Origin of the sequence: Methylophilus sp. Leaf408 (assembly GCF_916856905.1) — a bacterium.
GTDB lineage: Bacteria > Pseudomonadota > Gammaproteobacteria > Burkholderiales > Methylophilaceae > Methylophilus.
In genome coordinates this window covers 2,243,535-2,256,180 of sequence record NZ_CAKASK010000001.1, presented here as the reverse complement: position 1 = coordinate 2,256,180, position 12,646 = coordinate 2,243,535, and the positions used below count along the sequence as shown (strand labels likewise).

The 12,646-nt window shown below is 47.9% G+C and carries 8 protein-coding genes; 3 read left to right on the top strand and 5 right to left on the bottom strand.

Annotation, left to right across the window (positions count from 1 at the left end):
- Positions 1–99 precede the first annotated feature (99 nt).
- From LPA26_RS10525 to LPA26_RS10515, 3 genes are all read right to left on the bottom strand, one after another.
- On the bottom strand, positions 100–4,098 hold the full coding sequence (locus LPA26_RS10525) for a filamentous hemagglutinin N-terminal domain-containing protein (protein WP_229008259.1): 3,999 nt from the start codon (positions 4,096–4,098) through the stop codon (positions 100–102).
- A gap of 189 nt (positions 4,099–4,287) precedes the next feature.
- Positions 4,288–6,003 (bottom strand): ShlB/FhaC/HecB family hemolysin secretion/activation protein, encoded by a 1,716-nt coding sequence (locus LPA26_RS10520; RefSeq protein ID WP_229008258.1) that lies wholly within the window; start codon positions 6,001–6,003, stop codon positions 4,288–4,290.
- 142 nt (positions 6,004–6,145) lie between these two features.
- The gene (locus tag LPA26_RS10515) at positions 6,146–8,419 is read right to left on the bottom strand and encodes a primosomal protein N' (RefSeq protein WP_229008257.1); all 2,274 of its coding nucleotides are present in this window, start codon (positions 8,417–8,419) and stop codon (positions 6,146–6,148) included.
- 59 nt (positions 8,420–8,478) lie between these two features.
- Here LPA26_RS10515 and argS point away from each other — a divergent pair, with 59 nt between their 5' ends.
- The 3 genes from argS (at position 8,479) to LPA26_RS10500 (ending at position 11,577) form a co-directional block, all read left to right on the top strand.
- Entirely contained in the window at positions 8,479–10,137 is a 1,659-nt protein-coding gene (argS, locus tag LPA26_RS10510) for an arginine--tRNA ligase (RefSeq protein WP_229008256.1), read from the top strand.
- Positions 10,138–10,234: 97 nt separating this feature from the next.
- Positions 10,235–10,825, top strand: coding sequence for an SPOR domain-containing protein (locus LPA26_RS10505; protein WP_055830726.1), 591 nt, complete (start codon positions 10,235–10,237; stop codon positions 10,823–10,825).
- Positions 10,826–10,938: 113 nt separating this feature from the next.
- The gene (locus LPA26_RS10500) at positions 10,939–11,577 is read left to right on the top strand and encodes a thiol:disulfide interchange protein DsbA/DsbL (protein WP_229008255.1); all 639 of its coding nucleotides are present in this window, start codon (positions 10,939–10,941) and stop codon (positions 11,575–11,577) included.
- 94 nt (positions 11,578–11,671) lie between these two features.
- Here LPA26_RS10500 and LPA26_RS10495 read toward each other — a convergent pair whose 3' ends face one another.
- Positions 11,672–11,977: a hypothetical protein gene (locus LPA26_RS10495; RefSeq protein WP_229008254.1), complete on the bottom strand. Its 306-nt coding sequence runs from the start codon at positions 11,975–11,977 to the stop codon at positions 11,672–11,674.
- A 64-nt stretch (positions 11,978–12,041) separates the two neighbouring features.
- Complete coding sequence (locus LPA26_RS10490; protein ID WP_229008253.1) at positions 12,042–12,617, bottom strand: hypothetical protein; 576 nt, start codon at positions 12,615–12,617, stop codon at positions 12,042–12,044.
- Positions 12,618–12,646: the final 29 nt, after the last annotated feature.

Below are 12,646 nucleotides of genomic sequence, written 5' to 3'. Positions count from 1 at the left end.
TTGGTTGGCTAAGCACACAAAACAAAATGTCACCGCCATAAAGAAAAAGCCGGACAACTGTCCGGCTTTTAATGAGGCCACTAACCTAGGCTAGCTGAATTAAATACAATTCGAGCTGACGCCATCCGGCAGTTTCACACCTGAATTCAGGATAGGCGTACTGCCCAGGCTGTCTTCGTTGGTAGGACAAGCGATCGCATCTAAATCTTCTTCATCACCAGCAGCAGGGTTCAGGGAAACAATGAACATCGTGTTCAATATCGGATTATTAGGGATCAGCCCACCCAAACCGGCATCATCACGGGGAGAAGCGAAACCCAGTGCTGGCGGTGTTCCACCTCCGGTATCAGTGATACTGCCTGTGGCATTAGAAGTTTCAACAAACTGATAACCATACACCTGTTTACCCTCTGCAGTCACAATCACACCCGGAGCATTCAGGTCATAGGTTCCGGCAATCGGTTTATTGGTACCGACTGATGGGTTATCAAAGGTTGCCCCAGTGATAGGGGTTGCGGCACCCGCCTGATCATTGTTAAAGAAACCTGACAGATTAACATTGAGACCGGACAAGTCTGTCACCGTATTATTACCATCAAATGGCTTGGTACTTGTGCCATTCAATGTCACGTTCACAGTAGGTGCGACCTTGTAGACAAATCCATCGTTGGCACCCAGAATGGTGTCGCCAAAGCTGGCGTTATATTGCGTGAAATCATAGCTTGCTGTCAGTGCAGCACCACGAGTATCAGCTAATGGACTGGTTGAATACACCAGCCATCTACCTCCAGCACCGGTTGAAATCGAGCCATTGCCAGCATTGTTAAAATTACGCTCTGCCACCAGCTGCACTGCGGTCGCGGTGCCACTTGTAGTAACTATGTTGCCATTTAGCGTCAAATCTCTGGCCGCACGCACCAGCAAGTCACCTGTCATGTCTGCAGACTCAACAGTGATGTCATCGGTATCCCGCACACTCACATTACGTCCATTCACAACTTGGATCGAAGCGAACTGGTTAGCAGCATTGTTAGCAGTAAAGTCGCCAGTACCGGTTTTCACAATCACGGCATTACCTGCAGCGTTGATCACATCATTCAAAGCCACGTTGCCGCCAGCCGTGGTCTCAAATGTGGTAGCGGTATGCAGGTTAACCCTGTCGTTGTAGGTCTGGTTACCTGTGGTTTTCATGGTGGAACCAAAGATCTCGGTAGTGCCACCGGCATCCGTCGTCAAACTTGCCAGTTCTTTGGTTGCGCCTACGGATTGCGTAAAGTTGGTTGTGCCGTTGGTATTCACAGTCAGCGCACGATTGCCAGCCGCTACTGAATCTACAGTGCCGTTAAAGTTCACATTACCACCGGTGACGCCTCGGCTATCAATCACTGCATTGGTTGCGATCAGCGCATTGCCGTTGATATCAACAGTACCGCCATTACCGGAGGTGCCTGACCCACCAGCCACACCACCACGGGTATCGATGGATTGTAGGGTGACCGTTCCGCCTACAGAAGTCAGATTCACGTTGCCGCCGTTACCTGCATTGCCGGTACCATTTGAAGCGGCACCGCCAGCAGTGATATCACCAACTTTAACGCTGCCGTTATTAGCGATGGCGACGACCTGGCCGCCAGCACCGCCAGTGCCGTTGGCGCTGGTTGGCGCAGACCCGTTGGTATTGATATTACCAACTGTCACATTCTGCCCGGTAATCAGGGCTGCGCCGCCATTGATGCCATCACTGTTGGCTGGTGTTGTACCGGAGGTATCGATTTGTGTGGTACCGAGGTTGGCATTGCCATTGGCAACAACAATAACGTTACCGGTCAAATTGACGTCTGTGCCAGCACCCGTTTTACCCATACCGTTCGTATTCAGGCTACCGTTATTCATGCTCAAATTATTATTGGCGCCAATCAGAATACTGCCTGAAATAGCCACATTAGACCCGCCGAGAGGTATAGTTTGGCTAGTCGTAGATTCCCCTGCCACATTGATTTTTGTATCTTGCAAATCAATATTTCCTTGGGAAATCACCGCAACACTTCCGCCTTGACCTCCAGTGTAAGTTACACCTGTTGAAGCTGGATTAGCCGTATTAATTTCTCCAGACATGGTGAGATCTTTGCCAGCCAGCAGCAACACATTACCACCAGTAGCACGTGTCGAACCGGTACTCTGATCGTAGGTATTGATTTTCATGTCGCCCAGATTGACATTACCATTAGAGCCTATCATGACCATGCCACCATTGGTGGTGACATCACTGCCACTGGTCTGGATAATGTTCGCACCTGCCAGAGATACCACGCCTTTATCGGTCACGATATCGGCTTTCAAATTCAGGTTACCGATGTTATTGCCATCGGAATCCGCTGTAATCGCTACAAAGCCTGCACCATCAGCAATAATATTGGCGTTTAAATTGACATCATTTTTAGCCAGCAGCGTTAAACTCACATCCGTGTTGCCAGTTGCAGTAGCAAGATTAAATGTGGAATTCACGTTAATGTCTTTATTAGCTTGCAGCACAATATTGGCATTGTTACCTACACCTGTAAAACTGCCTCCTGCACCAACATTGAACACACTGTCTTGGCCGGAATTGTCAGTATAGGCTTGCTGATTATCCACTCCTGGCTGGAATCCCGAGGTGTTGGAAGCAGGTCCATTAATCAGTGTGATATTTTCAGGATCAAGTAATAAGGTACCACGGTCACCATTCACTGCTGAAAGATTGACGCGCCCTGCAAAGTCCAGGTAATTCTTACCAGAAACTTCTGTGAAGCCGCCATTACCACCCAGCAAGCCACCTTGTGCAGAGATAGATCCATAGAAACGGGTGGCATTGTTTGCCCATACAATCACTTTACCGCCATTACCTTCTTTAATCGCGTCTGCTTTGATCGTCGCGCCAGTCGCAATGTATGTAGTTCTGGCGTTATACACAGAAGCATTTCCGCCCTGATAATCACCACCTACCAGAACTTTACCGCCGCCCTTATCGCCGGAAGCATCAAGCAAAGCACCATTCATCAAGGCGACCTGCTCACCGGTGACTTCAATGGTGCCGCCAGAAGTATTTTCACCTTTGGCAAGCAACTTACCGGAAACTTCTACCTTGGAGTTATCGCCACCTTCAAGGCGAATCACGCCATTCCGTTCAACCAGTTGGTTGGCTTCGATGATGCCGGTGACGTTAATTGCAGCAGAGCGGGCATTCGTGGCTAATTGCACAATGCCACCATTTGCCTGGATCAATCCGCTATTTTTTACGATTCCTTCAACAGCTTCGGCCGTCAAGTTGGCTCTTACCAGGCCATTACCATAAAAATCCAGCACTGCTTCTTTGGCAGAGGCTAATACCACGCTACCGTTACTAGCAACCAGTGTGCCTGCGTTTTCAACTTTTTTACCCAGCATGACGATATAGCCTTCGTCAGCGGCTTTGATTGCGCCCTTATTAATCACGTTCCCGGCAGTATCGCCCCCGGTAAAATGGTAGCGGCCCTTAAGGAAATCGTCATTAGAGATATTTAATGTAGATGCAACAATATTGCCAACGTTAACTTCAGCATTTGGACCAAACAAAACTCCATTCTGGTTAATCAAAAACAGGCTGCCGTTAGAGTTTAATTTACCCATTATTTCCGAAGCGCTATTTCCAAGCACACGATACAGTGCTCGACCAGCATCTGGCATGACTACATCTAGCTGATGACCTTCAAGCACACCGAATTTGTAGAAATTAACAATATTGACGTTGGCCGTATGGGTATATTGAGTATGAGTAGCGCTGATGTCTTTGATACTGAGGTCACCTGCGACAACGCCAGCAACCACATTTGTATCCGCAAATGATGAGAAAGGCATTAAAGTTGCAGCGAAAGCAGTTGCAATCGCTACACGCCATTTTGTATCAGAAGTAAACAATACTTCTCTTGAAGAGATGCATTTGCCTGACTCTTTAGAGTCATTCACTTGGCCATGCAATGAAGACTTGCCGCTAGTACGTGTGCCTTCGGCAACGGCGACCCATGCTTGTTGAACCTTGCTCCAGATCAAACGATAAACGTGGTTTAGGGATGCTGCTTTCATGACATTCTCCTCAAAGGCATTCCACTGATCCTTTAGGATCAGTGGTCTTCCATAACTTCTCTTATTCCTGATAATCAATAGTTTGATTCAGGATGTTTTTTTTGTCTGTAGCCCAGTATGACTAATGGGCCAAGATTAATTATTTTATATATTTTGTATTATGAACTTGCTAAGCGACTTTGCAACGATCTAAAAGTTTTTACGCAGTTGCGCCCACAGTTGATATTCAGTGTCACTGGCAGCACCATCAAGATCTCGCTTTTGCTGAGAATAAGTGGTAGTTAATATCCACTGTGCGGGGAATTGAATATCCGTACCCACACCTATGTGATTTGACCGGACATGATTATCACCGCCAGCAGGATCGTGATTGAGCCTGCCACGACCTGCGTCGTAAAACGCGAATGGTGTCACAGATTGAATATAAGGGACTACATCTACAGCCGTTGAAACAAATGTTCTGCGGATATCAGTGCCTACCATCCAGCCCTGGTCAGCCTGGCTCGGAATCTCAGAGTACTGTCTCCAACGGTTAATCGCGCCAATACCGAATCTTTCAGCAATATCCAGATTACTGTCAGTGCCTTGATAATCCGCACGGACAATCCAGTTAATGCCATTTTCAAACACTTGGGTACGGCTCGATGTCCAGTTCCATTTAATGAAACTTCCTTGAGTATTCAGCTGGTCTCTGTCATTCGCTTTGGCAGCACCATCTTTAAAAGAGACATTACCTTGCGTCAGGATAATTCCCCACTGATAAGCCACACTACCGCTTTCATTGATCCAGTCACCGACTAGGCCAAGCTCAAGGCTGGCAATATCACGTCGATTATTAATCAAGAAAAAATCTACATCATCATCCAGAATTTTGTAATTGCTACCCACTTTGAATGCAATACCTTTTTTGGTTTCACGCAATAGCGGATGCTCCAGAGAACCATAGAAATAATGCGCATCACCAGAGGCATCGAAAATTTTAAAATCTTTGCCAAGCTTATAATCCACATAGCTGTACGCCACATTCAATATCGTTCCTGCATCACCCACCGGAGTGAAATAAAGGCTACTTAGCGAGCGCTGTCCCCCATCGTTTGAAAACTTACCAACCATCGCCAGCTGATCACCACGTCCTCTCAGGTTGTTCACCGCCAGGCCAAATCCCAGAGTTTCACGATTGGTGAAACGGTTGCCATAGTTATTAGCACTGACAAACCCACTGTATGAAACCCGTGGTTCAACTGAGACAGCCACGTCAGAACTACCGACAGCTTCACCCGGGTTAAGCTGAGAAGTAACCTGGATACCTGGCAGGCCGTTCATCACCATCAGGTTACGCACTAGATTACGTTCATTGAGTACTTCGCCTTTTTCTAGACCATATTGGGAAAGTGACTGAAAATATTCCTGATCCAGGCCCTTACCAGCTTCTGCTTTCACTTCACCCAAGGTGCCTTCAAGAATAGAAAGCTCAACCACAGATTCTGTCTCAGTGGATTTCTGCAAATCCTGGGTTGGCAAGTAGACTTGCGTGAGCAAAAAACCACGCTGGCGATAGTAGTTGCGCACAGTGCCGACTGCTTCATTGAGTTCTTTCATGCCGATTTCGTGACCAGTCAGGTATTGAACTTGCGCAGCCAGCTCTTCATTAGTGAATTGTTTGTTACCAGAAAACTTAAATTCTTTGACGACAATCTTGAGGCTGGATTTTTTTTGTTTCTTTTCTTGCGCGGGCGTTTCTTCAGGCACCTGAATAATCGGCGCAGGCTGCGGGAACACGGGCCTTGGCAAGTTCTGTTGGATATTTTGTATGTCTGGTAATTGCACACCACCAGCGAAAGCTTGCATGGTGTAACCTACAGCCAACAAATTGACTACACTCCAACGAGTTATTTGTTTTTTCAAAATTTTTCCTTCTTACACCCTTTAATCAAGCCCATATCATATCGCACTGTGAAATTTACGATACAAAGTTCAACGTATTGACTACAATATTTTACAATTTTTACTGGCGGGACTGTTTAATTGTTGTAAAAACCCTGCAAAATCAATAATCCAGCGCATCTACATCGACCACCCAGCGTATCTTTGCCTGCAAGGGATGCTGCCTTGCCCACGCAACTGCGGCATGCAAAAGTTGCTGAATGGGATTGCGTTGCGTGCACTGCATCATCACATAGCCGCGCTCCATGCGATTTAAGCGGGCAATGCCTGGCCGCACGGGGTCGTAAATCACCGGCTTTTCAGACAAAATACCCCCTTGCTGTGCGATAAATTCTCGGGCGGACAGCGTCAAATCAGTTAAAAATTGCTCCACCAGCGCATAGTCAGCAGCTTCGGCTTTCATGACGGCAATGTAAGCAGCTGGAGGGAATTGCAGCGTGATGCGCTCTTGCAGCAAACTGTCAGCGAATTCGGCATAGTTTTGCTGTTGTAAAGCGCCAAACAATGGGTGCTGCGGGAAAGCGGTTTGTATTAGCACCTCACCCGGTTTGTCGCCGCGTCCTGCTCGCCCGGACACTTGCATCAGCTGGGCAAACAAGCGCTCACTGGCGCGATAATCCGGGCTGTATAGCGCACTGTCGGTATCGAGCACCCCTACCAACGTGAGATTGGCAAAGTCATGACCTTTGGCCAACATTTGTGTGCCGATGAGAATATCAATTTTTCCGGCATGCACTGCAGACAGTAGCTCGGTGAGTGCATCTTTACCTTGAATCGTATCCCTATCAACGCGGGCAATTCGCGCTTGAGGAAACAGCTGTTGCAAGGTTTCTTCTACTCGCTGGGTCGCCTGGCCTACCGGACGCAAATCAGGATTACCACAACTCGGGCATTGCAGAGGAACAGGCTGCTCATCACCGCAATGGTGGCAGCGCAATAGCCGTTGCCGCAGGTGCAGCACCACTTTGGCTGAACAGCGGCGGCAATCTGCAAGCCACTGGCAGGCAGAGCAATGCAGCACCGGCGCATAGCCACGGCGATTGATAAACAGCAAGCTCTGTTCAGCACGCTCCAGGCGTTGCGTGATCGCCTGTTTTAATTGCGGCGTTAATCCGGCTTCGGGCGGTGAGTGCGTGGTATCTACACAAAATATGCGCGGCAATTGCGCCTGTGCAGCTGCACGATGATTGAGGGTCAGCAATCGGTAGGAAGGTTTTTTATTGGTGTGCTTGGATTTTTCTACATCGCCAATCGCGTTGTACCAGCTTTCCAGCGATGGCGTTGCACTCCCAAGCACCACCGGAATCCCACATTGTTTTGCCCGCACCAAAGCCACATCACGCGCGTGGTAGCGCATGCCATCCTTCTGCTTATACGAGCTGTCGTGCTCCTCATCAAGAATCATCAGTTTGAGATGCGGCATAGGCGTAAATACACTTAAGCGCGTACCAATCACAATACGTGCTTCGCCAGACTGCGCTGCCTGCCAATGTTGCAAGCGCTCACTCTCACTTAAGTGGCTGTGTAGAGTCACCAATGGGAATTGGCTCAACCTGCTCCGGAAACGTCCTTCCAATTGCGGAGTGAGGTTGATCTCCGGCACCATAATTAATACCTGGGATTCAGGTTCAGCCAATACAGCTTGCAACAAACGGATATAGATTTCTGTTTTTCCTGAACCGGTGACGCCAAACAACAGCCAAGGCTGGAAGCGGCTTAAGTCTTTCACTATGCGATTAACCGCATGGGCCTGCTCTTCATTCAATACCGGTTCATGGTCAGAGGCGGGCAGGGAAGGCCGTATCGCCAATACTTCACGCCTGCTCACCAGTCCGGTTTCAAGCAGGGGTTGCATGGCTTTGCGCCAGCCCGAAGACACTTCGCCAAATATGCGTTCGCTGCATTCTTTGTGTTGCTGCAAGAGGGTAATCAGTTTTGAAAGCACTAGCTGGCGTTTTCCCACCAGATTTTCCGGGACTGCTTGTACCAGCGTATATACCCACATTTTGCGTGAAACCGCAGGTTTGGTTTGCCGCAAACGCAAGGGCAAACTGGAAAGCACCGTCTGGCCGAATGGGTAATGATAATAATCCGCGCAAAAACGCAATAATTTCAGCGTGGCGGCATCGAACGGCACATCTTCAAAACCCTGTATCACCGCTTTCAACTTGTGTTCCGGTACATCGCTTTGCGCAGGCAATGCCATCACAATGCCGATCAGTTGCCGCCCGGCAAAAGGCACCACCACGCGATTACCTTCACGGATATCCAAACCCGGGTTCAGGTAATCAAACTGGCGATCCAATGGCACATCCAGCACCACACGGACAATGCGGGCGGGTGAGGTGACCTGAGTGGAAAGGGCTGCGGAACACATGGGTGAAAGTGGTTTATTAGGTTAAAATGGCGGTTTGACTATTCCGCACCATTTTAACCTTGAAACAAACGATCACAGAATTGATTCTGCAAGCGGTGACTCCGCTGGTGGAAGACACCTCCAGCCTGAATATCATTCTTGAGCGGCCAAAATCTGCCGAGCACGGTGACTTCGCCAGCAACATTGCCATGCAATTGGCCAAGCCTCTCAAGCAGAATCCACGTGCGATTGCACAAACCATTATTGATAACCTGCCTGCCAATAGCGTGATCAGTAAAGTGGAAATCGCGGGTGCCGGATTTATTAATTTCTTCCTTTCTGCGCAAAGCAAGCAGGGCGTTGTCAAAAATATTTTCCAGGCAGGCGAAGCGTTTGGCCGCAATACTTCAGGCCAGCAGGCAAAAGTGCAGGTCGAATTCGTTTCCGCCAATCCGACCGGTCCGCTGCACGTAGGCCATGGCCGTGGCGCAGCGGTGGGCGATTGCCTGTGCCGCTTGCTGGATGCCAATGGCTGGGATGTGACACGCGAGTTTTATTACAACGACGCCGGTGCGCAGATTGATAACCTGACCAAGTCAGTGCATGCCCGCGCCCTGGGCATTGCGCCTGACGATGCGCGCTTTCCTGAAGATGGTTACCGAGGCGAATACATTGCCGATATTGCCAAGGCTTACCTGGCGAAGGAAACTGTTACCGCTGACGATATGGCGGTGACAGCCAGTGGCGATGTCAATGATGCCGAATCCATCCGCAAGTTTGCCGTGGCTTATCTACGCCATGAGCAAGACCTCGATTTACAGGCTTTTCAGATCAAATTCGATGTGTTTTCGCTGGAAAGTGCTTTGTACACCGAAGGCAAAGTCGAAAATGCTGTCCAAGCGTTAATCAGCAGTGGTCACACTTACGAGCAGGATGACGCGCTGTGGTTGCGCACCACCGATTTCGGCGACGACAAAGACCGCGTCATGCGCAAAAAAGAAGGTGGTTATACTTATTTTGTGCCCGATGTCGCTTACCATCGCGAAAAATGGAACCGTGGTTTCAAGCGCGTCATTAACGAGCAGGGTGCCGATCACCACAGCACCATAACGCGTGTACGCGCCGGCTTGCAGGCATTAAATACCGGCATTCCACAAGGCTGGCCGGAGTACGTCCTGCACCAGATGGTCACAGTGATGCGTGGTGGTGAAGAAGTTAAATTATCCAAACGCGCCGGCAGTTATGTCACCTTACGTGATCTCATCGAAGAGGTGGGTTGTGACGCCACGCGCTATTTCCTGGCCGCGCGTAGTGCAGATTCACAACTGGTGTTTGATATTGACCTGGCCCGTGCGCAAACCAACGACAATCCGGTGTATTACATTCAATATGCGCATGCGCGGATTTGCAGTGTGCTTAATCAATGGGCTGGCGATAGCACTACTCTGGCAAATGCAGATCTTTCGCCTTTGGAGAGTGCTGCCGAAACCGCATTGATGCAGGCCTTAAGCCAATACCCGGAAGTAGTGGTCACTGCTTGCCAGGCTTCGGCGCCACATATGGTAGCCAATTACCTCAAAGAACTAGCCAGTGCCCTGCATAGTTATTACAATGACACCAAATTTTTGGTGGATGATGTGCAAATTAAACAGGCACGTCTGGCACTGATCACCGCTACGCGCACCGTACTACGTAACGGTTTGTACCTGTTGGGTGTGAGTGCGCCGGATAAAATGTAAGCCAGTCAGCATTAAGCGCATTAGCATTGCTTAATTGAATGAGATGAAAATTGATTAGTTGGAATAACTCACCGAATTGAATGGTTGAATAGTACACATGAGTCGCGATTACAAACCCTCACAAGCAAAGCCCAAATCAAAAAGTAGCGGCAGCTCGTTTTTTAACGGCCTGCTGGTAGGGCTTTTCCTGGGTGTCGCCCTCACAGTGGCGTTGATCATTTATATCAAGGGCGATCATAGCCCTTTCTCCAGTGCCTTTAAAAAAGACGAAGGCCAGCAAGAATTACCGATTAAAAACACCGTCACTGAAGAAGAAGTCAAACCCGGCAGCGCAGCGATTGAAGACCCGAACAAGTTTGATTTCTACACCATTTTGCCAGACACCGAGAGCAAAATCAGTGAAGAGCAGGTCAAAAAGAACCCCACCATCAAGCAGGAAAGTTACTTCATCCAGGTCGGCGCATTCGCCAAGGAAGATGATGCCAACAACCTGAAAACCCGCCTGGCTCTAGTCGGCTTTGAAGCGTTTGTGCAAACTGCGGATATTCCTAATAAAGGTACCATGCACCGGGTGCGCATTGGCCCGCTGCGTGATTTGGCTAAAATCAGTAAAATCAGCCATGACCTCGAAACCAATGGATTTCAGGCGAATCTGATCAAGGTCAATATCGAGTCTTCTGCACATTAATCACAGCCATTACACTTGGGCTGTCATCGCATTGTCACCTGGCTACGTTAAATCATCAGTTTGTAAATTATCAGATAAGTTAAACATCACTTTCGAACAAGGAAGCTAATTTTATGAAAAAAATGTTGTTTAGTTTGATGCTGCTGGCCGGACTGACCTCCACTGCAGTTTCAGCGGACCCACAAATGGGCGTACAGTTTGACCAGGTCACGCAACAAATCGCGACTGACCAGCCTGGCAAAATCGAAGTGATGGAAATTTTCTGGTATGGCTGTCCGCATTGTTACCATATGGAACAACCGCTGGAAGCATGGGTTAAAAAACTACCAGCAGACGTATATTTCAAAAGGGTACCAGCACTGCCTAATGCCGGCTGGGCGCCGATGGCGAAGGCCTTTTACGCCATGCAGGAACTGGGCGTATTAGATAAACTGCATAGTCAATTATTTGATGCGATCCATAAAAGCAAAACATTGAACCCTGCGGATGAAGCAGCGACGATTGACTGGGTCATCAAGCAAGGCGGGCTGGACAAAATCAAGGTTGAAAAAGCTTTTAAATCTTTTGCTACCAATATGCAATTGAATAAAGCCATGCAAGTTTTCAAGGCTTCTGGTGCGACTGGTGTCCCTAGCCTGGTGATTGACGGCAAATATATTACAGGTAGCTCAATGGCGGGCGGTAATGATGCTGCTCTGCAAACTGCGGATTTTATTATCAACAATGTTCGCAAAGATAAAGCCAAGAAATAAGCCTTAGCTTGAAATAAAAAGCCCTGCATTTGCAGGGCTTTTTATTGGCTTGCGTCTTTAAAAACGCTTTCCTGTTGCTGAGAGAGAAACTCATTTATCCATCAGAGCTATGACTGTCTTCTGACTTATTTTTATTCCAGCGCTTACCTGTAAACACCCAGCCCATCAAGGTGATTTCCATTAATACCCTAAAAACTCTGGTGATGGAAAATTGTGTTTTAACAGCCGCTTCCTGAGGTGTTGGATTAATAAAATCGTTTAATAATTCCTGTGCAACCGCTTCAAACTCATCTGGCACCATAAAGGTTTGCATATTGTAGTCTTTTATTTGCAAGCCAGGGTAAAGCTTGCTAAAAGCACCACCCCGTATGTAATACGGAATTTCATACGCATCCAGCATGGATGAAATAACCGCGACTTCAGACTCAGTTTGTGGCGTGTAGATGGGGATCATGACATTAAAATCATTTGAATATCTTTTTAAACAAGCTATTTCTGGCTTTTTCTACTGGCAGCTTGCCAATATGGTGCCCAACAAAGCCGAGGTTTTGCACAGGGATAAAACTGGCAACCGTAGTGACTAAATTTGCCGCTTCGGGATTTTCAGTTTCAAGTTTAGACGACCAGAATTTCCTGGCACCATTCGATAAAAAAGCCGTTAGGTGCAAACTACGGGCACCATCATTAGTGACGAGTTCGACCACATTTTTCGCTCTGTTACCTAATGAAATATAAGATCTGATAGCGCCAAAATACATAATTGGATAGCGCTTATGAAGCCGAGTGCCAAAAATAGTATAAGTAATCACTTCTATTTCCCTGCTGGCTTTATTGATCAATACTTGCTTTTTGGAGTCTATATGCCACCGCCGAAACTTGTAGGCTATAAGCACTACTGCAACAAAAAGTAGTGATTGTGTAATGCTATTGAATCCTTTATTCAGATAACTCGCCACCGTCAAACTCAATAGGATGATAAGCAGAAAAACAGGTTGGGTTTTAAGCGCACCCTTGGCGGAGGTTATCAGTAACTCGGTCATACAGCTTTCAAAATTCAGGAACGATCCCC